Here is a 19803-nt window from a genome sequence, read left to right on the forward strand (position 1 = left end):
TAAGCGGCCTCAACGAAGCGGGCACGACCATCATCATGGTGACCCACGACCAGACGCTGGCCGACCACGCCCACCGGATCATCCGTCTCTTCGACGGGCGTATCGTGCAGGAAGCCGCGGCGTAGGCCCCAAATAGAAAAGGCGCCCGAAATGAATCGAGCGCCTTTTCAGCATCCCCCGGCAGCGTCCTACTCTCCTGGATATTCAATTCGTCTCCCCGGCATCGTTGTTGACTTCAGGATGCCCTACTTGAGTAAAGTAGGGTATCACCCTATTGATGTTCGGTCCGTCCTGCGTTAACTTAAATTACAGACGGCGCTCTCGTACCCATTCTGAAGGAGGTACGAAATTGATTGCTCGACACTTCCTGCTGACAATTGCCGCGTGCGCGATGACGCTGGAAGTGGCATCACAGCCCGCTGCCGGCCAACCGGAATCTGTTGAAAGTCCTTCCCCCCTGGAATCCCCCCTGGAAACCGGCAAATCCTTTTACCAGCAGGGTCGATTCGACGAAGCCCTGCCCCTCTTCCGGCAGGCGGTGCGCGACGAGGGAAGATCAGCGCCGGCGCGTTCCTGGCTCGGTATGGCCTGGTTGGCCCTCGGAAACGATGATGAAGCGTTGAAGGCGTTCAGGCGGGCCACACAGTTGGACAGGCACTGGGCGCCCGGCCACGTCGGCATGGCCATGGTGTACATGCGCTCTCCCAACCGGCGGCTCGACGCCCGTAAGGCCCTGCGGAACGCGATCGAGGCCGAACCCGATAACGCGGATATTCACTACTACCTGGGCATGACCTACATGGACCAGGTCCGGACGAGCAGGTTGATCGGCAGCGATAAAGACGGGAGACGGTATTTCCAGAAAACCGTAGAGCTGAACCCCTCGCATCCGGACGCCTACTTCCAACTCGGCCGCTGCTACGACAGCCCGCCGGAGCCGGAACACGAGAAAGCGATCGCGGCGTATATGTACCAATACCGCGTCAATCCGGATCACGACGAATCGCTGCTGCGTTTCGCCGACGTGAATCATCGTTCCGAACGTTACGATTTCGGGGTTGTGCAACTCAGAGGGCTGGTATGGCAACTGGGTGAGGACGCGCCGGCCAGGGTCCGTACCATGCTGGCGCAATTCGAGGTGCTGTCCCTTGGATCCAAAGGAAATTACGGGCAACTGCAGGAGGCCCTGGAAGACTATGTCGCCCTGCTGGACGCGGATGAACGGGCGGTCTACAGGGATCTGCGCCATGTCGCGCCGCAGGAGGAACTGCAGGCCTGGAAATCGGCGACCGGACCGGAACGCGAATCCCTGTGGCGTGCCTTCTGGAACGAGCGGGACGCGAATCCGGCTACGACAGAGAACGAGCGCCTGGTCGAGCACTACCGTCGCGTCATGTACGCCAGGGTTCATTTCTCCGAGGGACAGCAACCCTACGACCGCCGCGGCGAGATCTACATCCGTTACGGAGCGCCCGACGACCGGCGGCGCTTCGTGTTTCGCCACTATGAAGATCCGGACATCCCCCACATGCTTACCGGAAACCCGGCCGTAGACGCAATTCGCGAAAAGAACCTCCTGACCGGCTACAGGCTGCAGCTTCATGACAGCGAGTCGCCATTGCCCATGATGCAAAGGACGGTGAACCGGGTGGAAGCGGCCTGGCTCAACGCGCGAAGCGAGATGGAGACCCAGCCGGGATACGTGGTGGAAAGCTGGGTCTACGTACAGCACGACCTGGAGCTGTTCTTCGTGGACATGTTGAAGGATGGGAATTTCGACTATCCGCTCAAGACCGTCAGTAATTTCACAAGTGATATGGTCCGGCAGGATCGATTCCACCCCCGTCAACGCACAGCCGAACTGATCGACCGCCGTCCCGAGGTCTACGCGCATGACTTCGGCGGTGAACTCCTCGAGTATGCCTTCGATGCAGTGTCCTTCCGGGGCGACAGCGGATCGACCGAGGTGGTACTCTCCTACAGCATTCCGGTCTGGCAGTTCGGCAACATCACCGACGAAAAGGGCGACCGGACCTGGCTGAACAACCAGGTCACCGTGCGAGATACGGTACAGACGCCGGTCCTCTCCCGCGCGTACAGGTTCGGACCCATAGACCGGCCCGAAAGGCAGGCGGGCAACCGGGAACTCCAGGGAGCGGCCTTTACACTGGTCGCGGAACTGACCGCCCCTTCGGGCATGTTCACAGCCGCCGTGGAAATGCGGGACGAAGCCACGAGGCGAATCGGGGTTTACAAGAAGTCCGTGTCTTTCTCGGATTACAGCGGCGGCGGCCTGCTCATCAGCGATCTCAAGCTGTCCACTGCCATCACGCCCGCGGCGAGTTCGGGCCCCTTCGTGCGCAGGGGTCTGAACGTCGTGCCCAATCCGGGCCGGCTGTACCCCCGAGGACACCTGGTGTACGTGTACTACGAGGTGTACAACCTGAAGATGGACGAAGGCGGACGGACTTCCTACGAGACGCTATACGAGATCACGCCGAAGGGCATGCCCGCCCTTCGAAACAGGAGGGCGAGACCTCCAGGAGACATGCAGACGGTCATGTCGTTCTTCGAAGGAGCGGGGCATGTGGAGGAAGATGCGGAGTACACAGCCCTGGACACCACGGACCTCGAAGCCGGAGAATACGTGCTCACTGTGACGCTGACGGACCGCTACGGAGACGATTCCGTCTCCAAATCCGTCAACTTCATGGTGGTGGAGCCGTAGGCCGGGCTTCGCAGAAATGTGGCGGCCGAAAAGGGTGGCGGCCCGGTCGCTAATTCGTTAGCGTGGCGGCCGCTAACCCTGGACCAGGACGGTCTGCTCTTCACCCGCCGCCATTTCAAGCACCGGATCGAACGCCGCCTCGCCCGAATCCCCCAATCGCAGCCGCGACAGCCTGAGTGCTCCGTGGAGGACGCTCATTTCGGCCTGCAGTCCAGCACCGTTACGCGACACCACGCACGTCCCCCACGCATATCCGGTCGACCAGAAATACCGGCCCGGCCGGTCGGTCAGGGCCATGGTCTTCGTAACCGCCGAGTAATGAAAGCCGGTCAGGGCGAGGTGGGCGGCCCAGGCGGCCATGGCCCGGGCGTAGTGATGTCCGCATTCGGCCTCGTCGAAGGGATTGCGCCGCCGTCCGTCGTACCGGTTGCGGATGTCCTGGATGCAGGCCAGGCCCTCATCGACCATGCCCTCGTAGATCATGCCGATGGCCGCGGTGTACTCGAAACCGGTCATGACCTCGGTGAAGTAGGAGAAGGGGTTGTCGGGACGGTCCTTCGGGTAGGACGCCATGAGCAGCGCCGACTCGTCGCCGAGGACGTAGGACCGCATGACGTTGGTGTGGCGCTGGAAGCCCTCCAGCCTGTTGTACGCCAGGATGCTTTCATGCGACTTGCATACCTTGCCGGCGTCCGCCAGGTATCCCAGGCCGCAGACGTGGGCCATGTACTGGCCGACGAGCTGGTCCACCAGGCAGCCCGGACCGAGCTGGTAGTCCGGGTTCGACAGGTCCTTCGGCCCCATGCCGACGGTGAGTCCTTCCGCGATATCCTGCGCGCTCCGCGGCGTCCGGATCTCGTGTTCGTAGTAGTCGCCGTTGAAGAGATGGGCGTCGGTCCATGCGCTTCCGCGCTCGTACAGATCTCGGCATTTCCCGGCGAAGTCGTCGTCTTCCAGGTAGCGGGCCATCTCTTCCGCGGCGCGCAATGCGCCCAGGTACCAGAACTCCATCTGGGGATTGGGTCCGAAGTATTCCACGTCCATGGTATTGTGCTGGCAGCCTTCCATGACGCCGTCGCGGTCGGCGTCCCATCCGCCGGGAATCCAGCAGAAGGCCAGCGACTTCATCACATCGGGCCACAGCGCTCTAAGCCGCTCGGCGTCGCCAGAAAGTTGCCAATCGCGGTACATCTTCATGACGCAACCCATCTGGCCGTCCGCCGCCGCGCGATTGAAACTGCGGGCTCGCGCCAGGGGCAGCCAGACGCGGAAGCTCATCAGCCCGTTTTCGTCGGTGGCGTGGGCGAACTCCACTTCGCGCATGGTCTGCGCCAGATCGCCGAAGAGGAAGGCCGTGGACTGCTCGTAGTTCCAGACGTGGGTGCAGGAACCCAGGCAGCACCCCGCCGCGTCGTGGCATCCTTCCCAGCCGTAAAAGCGGCCGTCGGGCGTGCGGAAGCAGGTCTGGCTGCGCAACGTGCTCAGGTTGAACAGGGCCGCTTCCTTGACGACCTCCGGCAGGTCCGATCCGCTGAACGCCTCGACGAACCGGAGCGTGTCCGTTTCCAGGCTGTCCAGATCGGGTGCGACCTGCTCCACCACGTCCCAGGCGTCCTCGAACCGCGTCGAATAGTAGTTTCCGATCCGGTCGCCCGTGTCGCAACAGGCGCTCCCGTCATCGCAGCAGTCGCTACCTTCGTCTCCGCCGTCGCCGTTGTTGCCGCTGTCCTCGCAACAACCCTCACCTTCGTCGCAGCAGGCGTCATCATCGGCGGTCTCCGTATCGCCGCCCACCGTCAGGTCCTCCTTCGTCGCGGGCGTCCAGGTATAGCGGTTGGGGAAGTGCCAGGCCAGCACGAAGGTCACGCTGGACGTTTCGCCCAGCGCCAGGTCGATGCGAGCGGAAAGGGAGGCCATGGGCCGGTCGTTGTTGCCGGCTTCCCGGTCCGTAAGCACACCGCCGGCACTGAATTCATCCCAGAAGTCGAGGAGCGGAGTGCCCCAGCCGGCCTCCCGCCAGGCGGTGCGGTAGCTGACCGTCTCCGCCGTAGTGGCCAGCGCCATCGTGCCCCACTGCGCAGCCTCCCGGTCCACGCCCTTCGAGGCCATGAACAGCCCGCGGTACCCGTCGCCCGCGCGGTATCGGTTCCGGTTTTCGCTGCAGGCCCCGTCCGTGCCGTCCATGCCGATGAAATTGGGGATCGAGCCGCAGACGGCAGCCGAAACGGGAACGTCGGTCCGGTTGGCCAGCACGTACCGGAGGACCGCCACGGGCAGTCCGCTGCGGTCGGCATCGCAGGGGATGAGGGGATTGAACGCCTCCAGCCGCACGTCGACCGGCACGTCATCGTCGGACAGGTGGACCCGGCCGAAAGGGTAGGCCGCGTCGAAGGTGCACCGGGCGAAGCGGGGCAGGCCGTGATTGGCCGTGGGGCTCCCGCTCGCGCCTTCGTATTCGAAGTATTCCAGGGGGCCTTCGAGCAGGCGGGTCACTTCGGCCCCGCCGTCAGGCCGCGCATAAAGTACGAACGAAGGCGGACACCGGTTGTCCCGGCCGGGAATGAACCCCTTGGCCGGGCGATTCATCAGCTCCCAGTCCCGGAGGTCGCCCCGCCCTCCCAGGGAAACCGTACCGGTGCCGATGCCGCCCAGGGGCAGGGCGATGCGCGCGAGATGATCCTGGTCGTAGTGATGTAGAACGGGCCACGTCATGGGTATTTATCCCTTCTTATCCCAGTTGAAAGCGTTTCCGGTAGTCCCGAATCGCCGCCATCACTTTGGGCGACAGGAGCAGGGCCGAGAGCATGGTGGGGATGGCCATCAGGGCGAACGTGCCGTCGATCATGCTGATGGCGGTATCCAGTGAAGCGACCGAGGCGGCGATGATGCAGCCTACGTAGAAATAGTTGTACAGAAACTGCCACCGGGCCCCGACCAGGAAGCCGAGGCACTTCGTTCCGTAATAGGAATAGGTGAATATGGTGCTGGTGCTGAAGAAGAGCACACACACGATCAGCATGTAGGAACCGAAGCCCGGCATGGCGGATTCGAAGGCGTTGGCCGTCAGCGTCACGCCGTTGTCGGACGTCGTCTGCCATACCCCGGTCATCATGATTACGAGGGCCGTGCAGGTGCACACGATCATGGTGTCGATGACGGGCTCCAACATGGCGACCAGGCCCTCGCGCGTGGGTTCCCGGGTCTTCGTCGCGCCGTGGACGAGGGATTCGGTGCCGATGCCCGCTTCGTTCGAGAAGGCGGCGCGGCGCACGCCGGTCATGATGACCGCGCCCACGGCACCGCCCGCCGCGGCTTCTCCGGAGAAGGCGTCGGTGACGATCAGCATGAGGTACCGCGGGACATCCGGTAAGTTCGCTACGATGATCCACAGGGCGCAGAACATGTACAGGATCACCATGGCCGGGACGACGCGGGAGGCGACGTCGGCGATCCGGGTGATACCGCCGAATATGACGGTGCCGACGAGCAGCACCAGCACCACGCCGGCCGTGAGGTCGAACCAGAAATGATCTTCGCCGACCACGCCCATGGGGACGAAGATCACGTCGCGCATGATCTGCACCAGCTGGTTGACCTGGAACAGGGGCAGGCACCCGATCACCGCCACGACGGCGAAGAAAAAGGCCAGGGGTTTCCAACTCGGGCCCAGTCCCTCCTGGACGACGTACATCGGCCCGCCCTGCGTTTTGCCGGCGCTGTCCTTGCCCCGGTACATGATGGCCAGGGAGCAGGTGAAGAACTTGGTCGCGATGCCCACGAGGGCGCTGACCCACATCCAGAACATGGCGCCCGGCCCGCCGACCGCGATGGCGACGGCCACACCGGAGATGTTGCCCATCCCGATGGTGGCGGCGAGGGCGCTGACCAGCGCCTGGAAATGCGTGATGTCGCCGGGTTCGTTCGGGTCGTCGTATTTACCGCGGATGATTTCAATAGAGTGCTTGAAATGCCTGAGCGGCATGAAACGGGAGTACAGCAGGAGAAACAGGCCGCCGCCGATCAGGAGGTACAGCAGATACGACCAGGCGGTATCGGCGAAGAAGACGATACCACGTTCCATTAGCTCCATGAGTCTCCTCCTCCGAGGCGCGTCGTGATGATTTGCGTCAGTCTGATGAATCGCGGCGGTCTGTCGAAGCTATTTCCTGGTGAAGACCAGGGTGCCGCCCGCAAGCCGGGAGGTATCCGGCACGTTGGCGGCGACCAGTACTTCGCTGCGGGGCACCAGGAACACGGTATCGTTCCGACGTACGGCCTGGCGGCCGGCGCTGTTTAACGCGACCGGCGCGTTGTATCGGACAAGCACCCGCGTCCCCGGCGGAATGCGGTCCCATCGGCGGACCTGCCTACCGTGTTTTATCGTGCCCGTTGGAAAGATGTAGTAGGTGTCGGAGCGCCGGTAAGCCGTACCGGCGATGTCGAAGGCCGTGGTTCCCTGGATGATGACGGGTACGACGGCGGTGACCGCCTTCACATCTTCGGTGCGATCACGGTTGAGATAGACCTTCGTCCCGACCGGGATCCGGTCCCAGTTCCTGATCTGGTTCCCCCGCATGACCGTCCCGTTGGGGAAATGGTACACCGTCGAGGCCTCGTCATAGTGCCCGCGGGCGATGCGCCACGCCGTGTTGCGCCGGGTAATGACGTTTTCGGACAGCTGGGCGACTTCTATGTCGTACCTCCCGCGGTCCACGAGGCGAACCCGGGCAATATCGATGTCGGGATCCGGAATGAGCCGCCCCGCCCTGACGTCCGGATCATAGAGTATGCTGTTGCGCGGATCCTCCGAGGTCAGGCCGGCCCGGGCCCGGCTGAAATTGAACACGCCGGGATCTTTCTTGCGTCCGCGGTGGAGCCGTTTTACCCACCTGTTCGGCCTGCCGTAGGCGACACGGTAGTGTTCCAGCACATGGTAATCGGGAATCTTGTACACCCGCTGCAATACTTCGATCAACCATTTCAGGGCATCGTACTGGGACGCGCTAAAGGGGTCGTTGTGGTATCCCACCAGTTCGATGCCGATGGAATGGCTGCTGATGTCCCTCAGCCCGTTCCACATGCTCAGACCCGCGTGGTGCGAACGGTACTTCTTGTCCAGGATTCGATAGATGGTCCCGTTGCGGGCGACGAGGTAGTTGGAGTACCCCCTGCGCGAAACAGTGTTCAATGCACTTCTCAACCCCGATTCCGTGCTGTGTATTACGATGAAACGACTGGATTTGCGGAGGCGTTTCCTGAAGGACCGGGGTAGGCGATTTTGAATGTCGACGATTTTCGGAGTCGCCGGAGCCGGGGGGGCTGCCAGGGCCGTCAGGGCCGACGAAGTTGCCGGGGCCGAGGGGGTTGCCGGGGCCGCCTCGAGGACTTCCGGATCGAAGGAAACGGACCAGAGCAGGGCCAGGCAGATGAGCCAGACCGGCGTGCGGACCAGCACGAGGGAGCTGTATTTCCTTGGGATCAGGACCATCGTGATGGCAAGATAATAAACATATGTTTTGTTTAGTACCGCTTTTTTATACCTGCCGTCCATTCACGGACCGCACGGTTCCGACATGGGCAGCGCGCGATACCGCCACGCGATTTCGGCCGCGGCCCTGCCAATCGATCGGAAAACCCGTTACCAGTTCGTGAAAGATCCGTCTTCGCGCTGCAGCATGTGACCCCGGGCCGGTTGGTACGGATGTCGTTTGGCGGCCTCTTCGTCGAACTCCACCCCAAGACCGGGTCGGGCAGGCGGCAGCAGGTAGCCTTCTTTCCATTCGACCTGGACGGGGAAGACCTCCGGGAGCATGCCCGGCAGCTGGGGCAGTTCCTGCACGGCGAAGTTCGATGACGCCAGACTCAGGTGCAGGCAGGCCGCCGTGGACACGGGGCCGAGGGGATTGTGCGGCGCCAGGTCGATGTAGTGGGTCTCGCACCAGCCTGCGACCTTGCGCGCCTCGGTCAATCCGCCCACGAGGCAGAGGTCTGTGCGGGCGTAGTTGATCAGGTCTTCCTCGATCAGTTCCCGGAATTCCCATTTGCTGGTGAAGTGTTCGCCGACACCGAGGGGTACGGCGACGTGCTGCCGGAGCATGCGGTAGGACGACTTGTTTTCGGAACGCAGGGGATCTTCGATGAAAAAGGGACGGTAGGGTTCGGCGGCACGGCAGAATGCGACCGCATCGGGCGGGTCGAGACGGGTATGGACGTCGCAGATCAATTCGACGTCGTCGCCCAGGGCTTCCCGGAGGGCCTGGAACAGCGCGATGCCCGTACGCACCGCCCGGGTGGGCTCCAGTACGTTGCCTTCGTGGGGCAACCCCCAGCGGATGAACTTCCAGCCGTCTTCCATCCGGCTGCGCGCCTGGTCGACCAGCGCCCCGGACGGACCGTCGCCGCCGCAGTGGGTATAACAGACCGCCTTGTCCCGGCACAGGCCGCCGAGCAACTCGTAGACGGGCACGCCGAGCGCTTTGCCGTGTATATCCCAGAGGGCGATGTCGATGGCGCTGACCGCGGCGGAAAGGGCGTGGGCGCCGGGAAAGAAACCGCCGCGGAACATCACCTGCCAGAGGTGTTCTTTGCGCACCGGGTCCTGGCCGACGAGCCGGTCGCGGAGGGCGTGGACGATCTCCTTGACGGCCAGTTCGCACCAGGTCAGGCCGCTTTCACCGATCCCGTAGATGCCCTCGTCCGTCTCCACCTTGACGATGAGATAGTTTCGGCTTCCGCCCCAGACCGGAAAGACTTTGACGTCGGAAATGCGCATGGGTATCGCAGGCTTCTGCTCCTTGCCGTGAGAGCGGAGGCCGGGAGCCTGCTGCTCGTTCCTTAACCGTGATCTACTTATCTGGAACCGTGATCTACTTCTCGGGCTCAAAGTCCAGGGAAGCGGAATTCATGCAGTACCGCAGGCCCGTTGGCTGCGGGCCGTCGGTAAACACGTGCCCCAGGTGAGAGTCGCATCGCTTGCACAACACCTCTGTACGGATCATGCCGTAGCTGAGGTCCTGCTTCTCGTCGATGTTCTCTTCGGCGACCGGCTCGTAGAAACTGGGCCAGCCTGTGCCGGATTCGTACTTGGTCCTGGACGAGAAGAGCGGCGTGCCGCAACCGATGCACTTGTAGACACCGTCTTCATTGTGCTTGTTGTATTTACCCGTAAAGGCCCGTTCCGTGCCCTTCTCCCGGGTGACATAGTACTGCTCGTCGGTGAGTCGCTCTTTCCATTCGTCTTTGGTCCTGACCACTTTATCCACCGTAACGGCTCCTTTCTTCGTTCCGTCGGAAGCGACCTCGACAATGGTCACCTTCTCAACCTTACCGGACTTGTCCTGGGCCACCGCCTCGTCCTGTCTCGGCATGCCCGAATCGCATGCGGCTACGAAGGCAAACGCGGATACGGCTAAGATCATTCGGTACATGACGCCACCTCCCCGTCAACAATCGAGTTTCGGTCGGATTCGGCCAACAGGGCGCTAGCCGGTGCCAACAGGCGCTAACCGGTGCCAATCTCCTGCATGAGCGCCGCCCCGGCCGTGGAAATCCCGGGGACGGGGAAACCGGCACAGAGTTCCCTGACCTCATCATGGATCGACGATAGTTTCTCGTCGTTTCCGTGGTTTTCGATTGCCGTGTCGATCCAGCAGGCGATCTGCTTCATCTCGGGTTCCTTCATCCCTCGCGTCGTGGCCGCGGGCGTGCCGATGCGGATCCCGCTCGGGCTGAAGGGCGATCTCGTGTCGAAGGGCACCGTGTTCTTGTTCACGGTCAGTCCGGCCTTGTCGAGGGCGGTTTCGGCGTCCTTGCCGATGATGCCCTTGTTGGTCAGATCCACCAGGACGAGATGGTTGTCGGTCCCGCCGGAAACGAGATCGAAACCGTGCCCGAGCAATGCCTCGGCCAGGGCCTTCGCGTTGGCCACGATCTGGCGGGCATAGTCCATGAACTCCGGCCTCATGGCCTCCTTGAAGGTCAGCGCCTTGGCCGCCGTGATGTGATCGTGGGGGCCGCCTTGCAGCCCCGGGAACACGGCCCGGTCGATATCCTTCGCGTATTTCTTGTGGCACATGATGATCGCGCTGCGCGGACCCCGCAGCGTCTTGTGGGTGGTCGTGGTGACGACGTCCGTGAAGGGCAGCGGACTCGGATGGACGCCCCCCACGATGAGACCGGAGATATGGGAGATGTCGGCCATGGGCACGGCCCCGACCTCGTCGGAGATGGCCTTGAACGCCTCGAAGTCGAACTGCCGAGGGTAGGCCGTGGCCCCGGAGATGATCAGCTTCGGCCGGTGCTCGAGGGCCAGGTCGCGGACCTCGTCCATGTCGATGCGGCCCGTTTCCCGTTGCACCCCGTAGGAGACCACGTTATAGGACTTGCCGGAGTAGTTGACATGGAGCCCGTGGGTCAGGTGGCCGCCCTGGTCGAGCTTCATGCCCATGATCGTGTCGCCGTAGTCCAGCAGGCCGAACATGACCGCGGTATTGGCCGGGCTGCCGGAGTAGCACTGCACGTTGACGTGCTCGGCGCCGAAGAGTTCCTTCGCCCGCCGGCGGGCCAGGTTCTCGATCTTGTCGATGTACTGCTGCCCGCCGTAGTACCGCTTGCCCGGGTATCCTTCGGAGTACTTGTTGGTCAGGACGGACCCCATGGCTTCCAGGATGGCCGGCGAGACGTAGTTCTCCGAAGGGATGAGTTCGATCCCGTCCCGCTGGCGTTCGCGCTCGGCCACCAGCAGGCCGTATAGTTCTTCGTCTCGTTGCTGTATCGCGGAAAAGTCCTGCATGTTCACTCCCCGTCCCGGGCCTTCGTAAAAACCCACGACTCACGGGTTCATACTAAGCAAATCGGCCGTGAGTCGCAAGCGAAAAGGGATGCGTCCAACCCCGTGCGGCACCGCTGTCGGGACGCGGTATCGTGGTACATCGAGGCATGGATTTCTGTCCGTATTTCAACGTTTTTTGCGAGGTGTCCAAGGTAGTTCCGCACTATAACCTTTACATCATGTCATTTGGCGATCACTAGACGCAGTCCGCGAAGGAGCTGAAATGCCAGGAGAAGATCAGTTGGAAGTGCCGGCAACCCGTTGGGATTTTCTCGTCGAACGGTTGAACAAAGTCGACAACCGTCTGAACAAGATCGACAATCGCCTGTCCGCCCTCGAAGATGCGCAGAAACACGTCGCAACGAAGAGGTGGGTTGTCGGCACGGGACTGACGAGCATCGTCGTGCTGACGGGACTGATCATCAATCTGCTGAACTACTTCAAACCCTGATGGTCCGGAAGACCGGACGTCTTGCGTGTCGTCACTTCTGCAGCATGCCCGCGGCGCTGACGACGAAGGCCGAGAGGAGCACCACGGTGGAGAGCACGCCCAGGACGAGCATGGCGGGACGGGTGCGGTATGCGGGGGGCAGTTTGAAATTCAGGTAGACGGCCGCGCAGCAGACGATGCCCACGCCCAGGTTGGTGGCCAGGAGCGCCACGATCTGCGTGATCAGGTCGAAGGTGATGTCACTCCAGATCGCCGCGGAGGAGGAGATGAAGAACCAGATCACGATCCAGGTCTGCAGCCTGCGGTAGGAATAGGACTTGAACCGGGGCCAAACGGCCGTCAGGAATTCATGGGCGAACCGGGTCAGGGCCTCCGGTATGGTGGCCAGGGTTCCCCACAGGGCCGCGAGGATGGCCACGTAGTACACGGGGATGAGGGCGGCGTGGATCTGCGCCCAGATGGAGGACTGTCGCGTGAGCAGGTCCCACGCGTTGCCGGGGAGGACCGTCTGCCGCGGGTAGAGCACGACCGCGCCGGCGATCATGAAGGCGGCGGTGACGATGAAGAGCACGAGCGCGCCCATGGACACGTCCCATTTGAGCGGCGAAAGCAGCACGCGCATGCGCCGCGCCTCCGACGGATCCTCCTTCAGATAGTTGATTTTCAGCGTGTGGTCGATCCGGCTGCCGAGCCACTCCATCCCGCCATGATTCGTCAGGCCCCAGCCCCGTTGCGCCACCCAGCCGGAATAGGCCAGGTAGGTACTCAATGTGCCTCCCACGTAGCCGAAGACGGTGACCAGGTTCAGGAAGTAGTCGTTCCTGGCCGCGATGGGCGCCCAGTCGGGGGCAGCGGGCAGGTTTCCGATGGACAGCGTTCCGATGAGGACGCCGCCCAAATTTGGCCAGACGATCACGGTGGCCAGGATGGTGCCGGAGACCAGGACGCCGCAGATGATGATCTGCTGCTTCTCCAGGAACTCGTAGGACGTCAGCAGGCTCAACCCGATGGCCAGGCCCAGGAATCCGGTCGTTACCAGGTTCGCCCAGAACGTATCGGTCGGTCCGGCCGGCAGCGAATCCGAGAAAATGTGTACGACGAGATTGCCGCAGGGCTTGGCGACCGCCGTCAGGGCGATGCTCAGGGCGAGCAGCTCGATGGTCAAAAGCGTCAGGATGAACCAGCCGCGGGGACCCGGCAGCTTCGCCAGCATCCGGCCGAAGGGCTGGCCGCTCACCGCCGTGAAACGGCCCAGCAGGTACGTTACGGCGACGCCCTTGACCAGCACGCTCAGCAGGATGAGCCAGAGCAGGCCGTATTCCGCCCAGGCGCCTACGCCCGTAACCAGGATGGTCTCTCCCGCGCCCACGGCCATGGACGCCACCAGCGCGGCGGGCCCGAAGAAACCGAGCATGCGCCTGAACTTCCTCCAGGACCACGGTTCCGCGTAGACGCCGGCAGGTTCGGGAATGGACAGGAATTCGGAGGAATCGGGACCTTTCGGGGCTTCTTTCATGGAACTAAAATGATATGATCACGAAGCCGTCACATCAAGCATTAATACCGGGGATGGGCCATGAACGGACCGTGTTGTGAGACGGCTCTGAATACCGGAACAGTAGCGCAGGCACAACCTGCGAATTTCGTTCACAAAAACCTGTTTCAACCGGTGTCGACTTTGTATAATCAACCCATACCTTCCCTATCTCACGATGTGGATGGTCTACCGGCCATCCGCGCGTTTTCTGGATTGTGATCCGGCGGTCAGAAAGGAAGCCATCCGATGGACCCCAGCCTTCAGGCGATTTTAGATGAAGCAGGCAAATCAACGACCCGTTCCAAAGACCGGGAAGCCCTGACCCGGCGCGCCTTTCTCAAGCAGGCGGCCTTCGCGGCCGCGGCGATGGCGACGCCCTTTCCCGTGCTGGCGGATCCGTACGCGCCGCAGGCCGGAAGTAACGCGGCGGCCGGCGCGCATCCCGTCCGCCCGGTCCGCCCGGTGCGCGTCTCCGGACGCGTCACAGCCGGCCGCGTGAGTCTGGCCGGGGTCGCGGTCACGGACGGGTTGACGGTCACGTCAACAGACGCGGACGGACGCTTCGAAATCGTTTCCAATACGCTTCAGACTTTCGTTTCGATCTCCACGCCCGACGGATACGCCATAGCACAGAATCCAAGCGGCACGGCCTCCTTCTACCGGCCGATCATGGCGGACGGGTCGGGGGAGATGGCCGCGCGCTTCGAACTCGAGGCCCTGGACGGATCGGATGATCGCCACGGATTCCTGGTCCTCTCCGATCCCCAGACCCAGGACGCCTACGAAATGGGCCTCTTCCACGCGGAGACGGTCCCCGACGTGCGGGAGACCGCTGCCGCGCTGGCCGACCGCCGGCTGTTCGGCGTGGGCTGCGGGGATATCATGTTCGACGACCTGACCCTGTATCCGGAGTACGAACGGGGCGTAGGTCAAATGGGCATGCCTTTCTTCCAGGTCGTCGGCAACCACGACCTGGACTTCGGCCCGACCGACGACGGATCCGTCCGCACGTTCTGCCGCCATTTCGGCCCCAACTACTATTCCTTCGACCGGGGAGAAGTCCACTACATCGTGCTGGACAACGTGTTCTGGCACGGCCAGGGCTACATCGGTTACGTGACCGACGATCAGCTCAACTGGCTCGCCCAGGACCTTGCCCTGGTGGAAGCCGGCCGGACCGTGGCGGTGTTCAACCACATCCCCCAGTACACTACGCGCCATATCCGAACCGGCGACGGCAGTCCGTCCATCTCGTCCACGACCGTGAACCGCGAGCGCATGTACCGGATGCTCGAGCCCTACCGGGCCCACGTGTTCTCCGGCCACGTGCACGAACACGAACACATCTTCGAAGGCGGGGTGCACGAAATCGTCCAGGGCACGGTCTGCGGCGCCTGGTGGAGCGGTCCCATCTGCTGGGACGGGACGCCCAGCGGGTACGGTGTCTACGAGGTCGACGGATCGGATATCCGATGGCGCTACAAGTCCACGGGACTGGACGAGAACCACCAGATGCGGGTCTATCTCCGCGGCGCCGATCCGGGGGCGCCGGACGAGATCGTGGCGAACATCTGGGACTGGGAACCCGATTGGCGGGTCGTCTGGTATGAAGACGGCATGCGGAGAGGCGCCATGGCCCGCCGGCCGGGCACCGATCCCCTGTCGGAGTCCATCCACCGCGGGCCAGACCTGCCCGAACGCCGTCCCTGGGTGGATCCGGTCCCCACGAATCACCTGTTCTACGCGCCCGTGTCACCCGACGCAGGGAAGGTGGTGGTCGAGGCCACGGACCGCTTCGGCAGGACGTACACAGAAGAATTGGGTTGAGGCCGGATCTGGCAATTTCAGCGGAAGCCGGCTACGAGCAGCGTTTCCATTCACTAAGACACGACACCATTAACCGCCAGACCACGGGGAGAGCACCATGGCGAGCGACGGGCTGATCAGCCCCTTCGACATCGATGACGACGGATACTTCTGGCTCAAGGGCAACCTGCATTCCCACACCACCAATTCCGACGGAAAACCGTCCCCCCAGGAGCGGCTGGACGGTTACGTCAACCAGGGTTACGACTTCCTTTGTATCTCCGATCACTACAAGATCACCCGGATCGATACGGTAAGCGCGCCGGACGATTTCGTGCTGGTGCAGGGAGCGGAGATCCATCCGGAAAACCCCTTCGGCGGCCAGACCCACCATTTCCTGGCGTACAACATCGACGAAGACTTGGACTCGAAGCGCATGCCGCCGCAGCACGTGATCAACGAAGTCAGGCGGCAGGGCGGCTCGATCTGGCTCGCCCACCCCCACTGGAGTTCGGTCAACATCCTCCGGGACACGCTTCCCCTGGACGGCCTGGCCGGCATCGAGGTTTTCAACACCACCTGCCGCTGCGCCGGACGGGGCGAGTCCTCCGTGCACTGGGACGACTGGATGGACCTTCTCGGCCGCACGATACCGGCCCTGTCCAACGACGATTCCCACGCCCTCGAATCGGACAACAAGGACACCTACGGGGGCTGGAACATGGTGAAGGTCAGGGAACGCTCGGCGGAAGCGATCATCGACGCGCTGGAACGGGGCTGCGCCTACGCGAGCTCAGGACCCGAGATCCGGGATATCCAGCTTCGCCGGGTCGACGATCGGGGAGACGGGAATCGCGTCGTTGAGGCGAGCATCCGGTGCTCCGAGGCACAGCGCATCATTGCCGTGTTCGATTCCTACGGAACGGAGCACCGGCCAAAGGACGGCAGGTCCTTCGAAGAGGCCACGTTTACCCTACGGCCTAACGCGCGTTGGGTGAGATTTGAAATCATCGCGCCGGACGGCACGAAAGCGTGGTCGAACCCGATGGATCTGGAGAACGCAGGGCGGTAGAAACTACGGCAGGTCCTGGCGGCGGATGGCCTCGGCGAGCACGACGGCCGAGGTCGAGGCGTTTTCGTTGTAGTAGGAGACGAAGCGTTTCGTCTCGTGGGCATCGTAGGGGACGAGATTCTGCGCCCACCGGAAGCCGATCGTCTGGAACATGAGCCGCGCCCGAACGTCGACGCGCTGCACGCCGGCCGGGACCTCGACCTGGTACCGGATCCTGTCGCTGCCGGCCTGGAAGTCCGCGTCTTCCCCCGCCATACCGTGCACCATGATGGCGGCGTCGGCCGTCTCACGGTCAAAGCCCTCGGGAAGCAGCCGGTTGTCCTTGGCGTAGGTGACGGCCGTAAGCAGGCCCGTGGTGACCCTTCCCGACCCGTCCGCGATAATCGGTTCATAGATCTGTACCTGGCCCGGATCGTCGATCACCTCGTAATGCGGCTCGTAGCGGGACGCGTCCGCGTCGTTGTCGTTGCCCTCGATGCTCCCGTCGGGATGCATGGCGCCGGATTCGAACACCAGGTTCCCGACGTCATCACGCACCTCGAGATGGATCCAGGCCCTTCGCGACGGGTAAGCCGTCGGCAGCTTGTGGCCCGCCAGGTTCGTTACCTCGATGTCGATAGAAATGTGGTCCTCTTCGCGGGTCACGGTCAGCACCTCCAACCGGGCGGTGGCGGTCTCCAGGTTTTCCAGGGTCGCCTCGGCGGCGCGCTGAAGATCGCCAGGCGGCGCGGTCACGAGCAGTTCATCGCGGTACTTGTCCAGAATTCGCAGCATAAACACGTTGCCGCCACGGAACACATGCTGCGAGACATCCTCCCGGTATTCCCCAAGCACCGAGGAGATGGGGGCCGATGCGATCTCCGGCATATGGCAGGACTGGCAGCTCTCCGACTCCGCGAAGGCGCTGTGCCGCCACTCCAGGTAGGGCGTCTGTTCCGGGAAACGGGCCACTTCCCGTCCCTCGGCGTCCAGGCTCGTCGTAAACAGGGTGTGGCACGTGGCGCAGAACTCGGACTGCTGGACGTGGGTGGAACTGTCCGGGAGGAAACCCGTGGCAGACTGCATGACCCGGGTCAGTCCGTCGTCCACTTCAAACGGTCCGAATATCTGCGGGGCGACGCCGGCTTCCGTCCGAATCACGAAGTTTCCGTCGAAGCTCGATTCCTCGCCGAGATTATCGGGCCGTATCTGGTGGCAGGTCGTGCAGGACACCCCGTCCATGGCGAGCAGCGCACTTTCCTCGCTCCGCCGGGCGGCTTCGAGGTGCGCGAACACCTCACCGAGTCCACCGTTCTCCCGCGCCACCACACGCGCCATGGGCATGTGGCAGGTCGAGCAGGTATCCTCGATCTCGGCCCGCGCGCCCGGATGGTCGGTGACCTCCCGCCGCACGGATGCCTGCCAGTAAGGGTCCCGGGCGGATTGCGCCATCATGGACCCGCGCCAGACATGACCGATGGACACGTTCTGCCCGTCCGCGTCGACGATATTGCTGTGGCAGGCGATGCACTGGTCCGAAGTGGCGAAGGTGCTGTGGTTCACCGATTGCGTGTCGACTGACTGTGCGTCAACGGATGCACACGCCAGCCCGACGAACGCCAGCCAGGCGAAGGCCAGCCAGGCGAGACCGAGCGGCACCTGCGCGCTGTACGCCCTCAGCCGCATCCACACACTGCCCGCCGTCCGGCTACCAACCATCGCGGAATCCTCCGTCGAACCAGTCCCACAGCAGGTACATGACGATCTGCGACTTGCGGCCCTGACTGTTGGCGACCGGTACCCGCACGCCTACGTTGAGGAGGATATGCTGGCGCGTATTCAAGGCCACCTGCATTTGAGGTACCAGGTCGAGCGTCACGTCGGCCCCGGAAACAGTTTCGCGTGAGGCGAGCAGCTCGACCATGGGACTCCAGGCCCGGCCGAATTCGCCTTCCGTGATGGTCCTGCCGATCGCGGTGCGGACAATACCCTTGTCCGGTGCGGACCCCGTTACGGCGAAGTCCATCTGCACCTGGGACTGGAAAAATGCGTCGCCGGGCAATAGCTGGACGAAGGATACATGGGGCTCCAGCTTCGTCGAGCCGGTACCGAAGCCGTCGTCCTCATCGCCGGTGGGCAGTACGACTTCGCCGCCGATGCTGAAGGCGTTCCCGCGATCCAGATTGTGGTAGAGCGCATACCGGTAGCCCACGGTAAGGTCGCCGAAGCCGATCTCCGTCCCGTCGTCTCCCCCGGTCTGGCGCCGGCCGAAAGGCACTTTCGCTTCGATCATGCCGCGGGGGCCGAACCGCTTTTCGTACAAAGGCTCAATGACCACAGCCTTGCTTTCGTCCGTGTCCAACCTCACGTTGAATACAGTCTCGTCTTCGGGGAAGGCCTTTTCGGTAAACAGGGGCTTGGGCACGTTGAATTCGCCGCGGGGCCAGTTGTCGTTGGTGCAGAAGGTGCGGACGTGCCCGAGGATGGCGTATATCTCCTCGTCCGTCAGGGCATCCCCGAAGGCAGGCATCATGCGGTCGAAGGCCCGCACCGGCCCGCCTTCATGGATCACGGCGTGCCAGTCGGGATCAGGTTCGCGGGACGCGAATTCGCAGTCCGTAAAGTCCGGAAGCTCCAGGGCGAAGCCACGTTCCTCGAGCGGCCGTCCCCTTCCGTCCGAACCGTGGCAGGCCGCACAGGCCTGTTCATAGAGTTTTGCTCCATCCAAGGGTCTGGTTCCGGTAACGGGATTGGCCCCGTTTACCTGGTCGGCGAAGGCAGGCCGCGCCAGAAAAAGACCGATGAGACAGAGCGGCACCGCAAAGTATCTGTAGTGTAGTTGCATATCCAGGCAAGATCTCGCGACGGTGGATATGATATTAAACGGTGTGTTATATTAGACCGATTTGGGATCGGTTTCCTGCGATACGAATTCAAACGACACGTTCGATCCGTACGCGTTTCGCCCCTTCCCGGCGTATCCGGTAACACACTGCGCAGAAGTCACTGGCGTCTCCGACCATCCGGGCAAAGAGGTTTACTGAGACGGGGCCGTCCGGCATGTTGGGGCGACCGTCCCTTCCGTAGAACCAGCACAGTTCGGTGATGCCGTCCAGCCATCCGTGCATCAGGCCCGGTTCCAGGCGGTAGTAGCAGATATCACCGGGCAACGTGCGGCTCGTCAGGTTCTCGGGCGGAATGACGATGTCCTCGGACAGGAAGTAGGCGATCTCGCTGCCCGAGTACACGGCGTGGATGCCCTCCTCCTCCAGGGGCAGGGCGTCCCATACCGCCTGACAGGTCCTCGGGGCCTCGTCCTCGAGCAATTCGGCTTCGACGGAAACGTCTTCGTCGACAAATGTCAATCGAATCCTGCGCGGCATGGTTTGTTCGGAAATCC

Annotated in this window: 15 protein-coding genes; 5 read left to right on the plus strand and 10 right to left on the minus strand. The window is 62.8% G+C overall.

From position 1 onward, the window contains the following. Together F4X08_00005 and F4X08_00010 are read left to right on the plus strand one after the other, a co-directional pair. Positions 1–125: macrolide ABC transporter ATP-binding protein (locus tag F4X08_00005; GenBank protein MYD24180.1), on the plus strand; the 125-nt coding region annotated here is incomplete at its 5' end. Between the two features lie 152 nt (positions 126–277). Continuing rightward, on the plus strand, positions 278–2728 hold the full coding sequence (locus tag F4X08_00010; protein ID MYD24181.1) for a tetratricopeptide repeat protein: 2451 nt from the start codon (positions 278–280) through the stop codon (positions 2726–2728). A 72-nt stretch (positions 2729–2800) separates the two neighbouring features. On the opposite strand, the gene F4X08_00015 is transcribed toward F4X08_00010, so the two are convergent. From F4X08_00015 to F4X08_00040, 6 genes are all read right to left on the minus strand, one after another. After that, complete coding sequence (locus F4X08_00015; GenBank protein MYD24182.1) at positions 2801–5440, minus strand: hypothetical protein; 2640 nt, start codon at positions 5438–5440, stop codon at positions 2801–2803. 16 nt (positions 5441–5456) lie between these two features. Continuing rightward, positions 5457–6818 (minus strand): alanine:cation symporter family protein, encoded by a 1362-nt coding sequence (locus tag F4X08_00020; GenBank protein MYD24183.1) that lies wholly within the window; start codon positions 6816–6818, stop codon positions 5457–5459. A gap of 69 nt (positions 6819–6887) precedes the next feature. Then, complete coding sequence (locus tag F4X08_00025) at positions 6888–8279, minus strand: N-acetylmuramoyl-L-alanine amidase (protein MYD24184.1); 1392 nt, start codon at positions 8277–8279, stop codon at positions 6888–6890. A gap of 87 nt (positions 8280–8366) precedes the next feature. Next, a complete protein-coding gene (dgoD, locus tag F4X08_00030) occupies positions 8367–9500 on the minus strand; it encodes a galactonate dehydratase (GenBank protein MYD24185.1) in 1134 nt (377 codons plus the stop codon). A gap of 94 nt (positions 9501–9594) precedes the next feature. After that, positions 9595–10095, minus strand: a complete 501-nt coding sequence (gene msrB, locus F4X08_00035) for a peptide-methionine (R)-S-oxide reductase MsrB (protein ID MYD24186.1) — start codon at positions 10093–10095, stop codon at positions 9595–9597. 134 nt (positions 10096–10229) lie between these two features. Beyond that, positions 10230–11519, minus strand: a complete 1290-nt coding sequence (locus tag F4X08_00040; protein MYD24187.1) for a serine hydroxymethyltransferase — start codon at positions 11517–11519, stop codon at positions 10230–10232. A 262-nt stretch (positions 11520–11781) separates the two neighbouring features. Between F4X08_00040 and F4X08_00045 the strand changes: the two genes are divergently transcribed. Beyond that, the gene (locus F4X08_00045; GenBank protein ID MYD24188.1) at positions 11782–12009 is read left to right on the plus strand and encodes a hypothetical protein; all 228 of its coding nucleotides are present in this window, start codon (positions 11782–11784) and stop codon (positions 12007–12009) included. A gap of 31 nt (positions 12010–12040) precedes the next feature. Here the strand turns inward: F4X08_00045 and F4X08_00050 are convergent, their stop codons facing one another. Further along, the gene (locus tag F4X08_00050) at positions 12041–13525 is read right to left on the minus strand and encodes a hypothetical protein (protein MYD24189.1); all 1485 of its coding nucleotides are present in this window, start codon (positions 13523–13525) and stop codon (positions 12041–12043) included. Between the two features lie 267 nt (positions 13526–13792). Here F4X08_00050 and F4X08_00055 point away from each other — a divergent pair, with 267 nt between their 5' ends. Next, complete coding sequence (locus F4X08_00055) at positions 13793–15373, plus strand: twin-arginine translocation signal domain-containing protein (protein ID MYD24190.1); 1581 nt, start codon at positions 13793–13795, stop codon at positions 15371–15373. 97 nt (positions 15374–15470) lie between these two features. Continuing rightward, positions 15471–16424, plus strand: a complete 954-nt coding sequence (locus F4X08_00060) for a hypothetical protein (protein MYD24191.1) — start codon at positions 15471–15473, stop codon at positions 16422–16424. A gap of 3 nt (positions 16425–16427) precedes the next feature. On the opposite strand, the gene F4X08_00065 is transcribed toward F4X08_00060, so the two are convergent. The 3 genes from F4X08_00065 to F4X08_00075 form a co-directional block, all read right to left on the minus strand. Continuing rightward, positions 16428–18122 carry a hypothetical protein gene (locus tag F4X08_00065; GenBank protein MYD24192.1) on the minus strand — a complete coding sequence of 565 codons (1695 nt, stop codon included), beginning with the start codon at positions 18120–18122 and terminating at the stop codon, positions 16428–16430. Beyond that, positions 18112–19248 carry a c-type cytochrome gene (locus F4X08_00070; protein ID MYD24193.1) on the minus strand — a complete coding sequence of 379 codons (1137 nt, stop codon included), beginning with the start codon at positions 19246–19248 and terminating at the stop codon, positions 18112–18114. The genes F4X08_00065 and F4X08_00070 overlap by 11 nt, the downstream gene beginning before the upstream one ends. Positions 19249–19336: 88 nt before the next feature. Further along, positions 19337–19786, minus strand: a complete 450-nt coding sequence (locus F4X08_00075; protein MYD24194.1) for a DUF3830 family protein — start codon at positions 19784–19786, stop codon at positions 19337–19339. Positions 19787–19803 lie beyond the last annotated feature (17 nt).

Source organism: Gemmatimonadota bacterium (assembly GCA_009841265.1).
GTDB lineage: Bacteria > JAAXHH01 > JAAXHH01 > JAAXHH01 > JAAXHH01 > JAAXHH01.

Excerpts from the sequence above, each read along its gene's own strand:
- F4X08_00010 (MYD24181.1), top strand. The coding sequence starts at position 278 with ATGTTCGGTCCGTCCTGCGTTAACTTAAATTACAGACGGCGCTCTCGT.
- F4X08_00015 (MYD24182.1), bottom strand. The coding sequence starts at position 5,440 with ATGACGTGGCCCGTTCTACATCACTACGACCAGGATCATCTCGCGCGC.
- F4X08_00020 (MYD24183.1), bottom strand. The coding sequence starts at position 6,818 with ATGGAGCTAATGGAACGTGGTATCGTCTTCTTCGCCGATACCGCCTGG.
- F4X08_00025 (MYD24184.1), bottom strand. The coding sequence starts at position 8,279 with ATGGACGGCAGGTATAAAAAAGCGGTACTAAACAAAACATATGTTTAT.
- dgoD (MYD24185.1), bottom strand. The coding sequence starts at position 9,500 with ATGCGCATTTCCGACGTCAAAGTCTTTCCGGTCTGGGGCGGAAGCCGA.
- msrB (MYD24186.1), bottom strand. The coding sequence starts at position 10,095 with ATGCCGAGACAGGACGAGGCGGTGGCCCAGGACAAGTCCGGTAAGGTT.
- F4X08_00040 (MYD24187.1), bottom strand. The coding sequence starts at position 11,519 with ATGCAGGACTTTTCCGCGATACAGCAACGAGACGAAGAACTATACGGC.
- F4X08_00045 (MYD24188.1), top strand. The coding sequence starts at position 11,782 with ATGCCAGGAGAAGATCAGTTGGAAGTGCCGGCAACCCGTTGGGATTTT.
- F4X08_00050 (MYD24189.1), bottom strand. The coding sequence starts at position 13,525 with ATGAAAGAAGCCCCGAAAGGTCCCGATTCCTCCGAATTCCTGTCCATT.
- F4X08_00055 (MYD24190.1), top strand. The coding sequence starts at position 13,793 with ATGGACCCCAGCCTTCAGGCGATTTTAGATGAAGCAGGCAAATCAACG.
- F4X08_00060 (MYD24191.1), top strand. The coding sequence starts at position 15,471 with ATGGCGAGCGACGGGCTGATCAGCCCCTTCGACATCGATGACGACGGA.
- F4X08_00065 (MYD24192.1), bottom strand. The coding sequence starts at position 18,122 with ATGGTTGGTAGCCGGACGGCGGGCAGTGTGTGGATGCGGCTGAGGGCG.
- F4X08_00070 (MYD24193.1), bottom strand. The coding sequence starts at position 19,248 with ATGCAACTACACTACAGATACTTTGCGGTGCCGCTCTGTCTCATCGGT.
- F4X08_00075 (MYD24194.1), bottom strand. The coding sequence starts at position 19,786 with ATGCCGCGCAGGATTCGATTGACATTTGTCGACGAAGACGTTTCCGTC.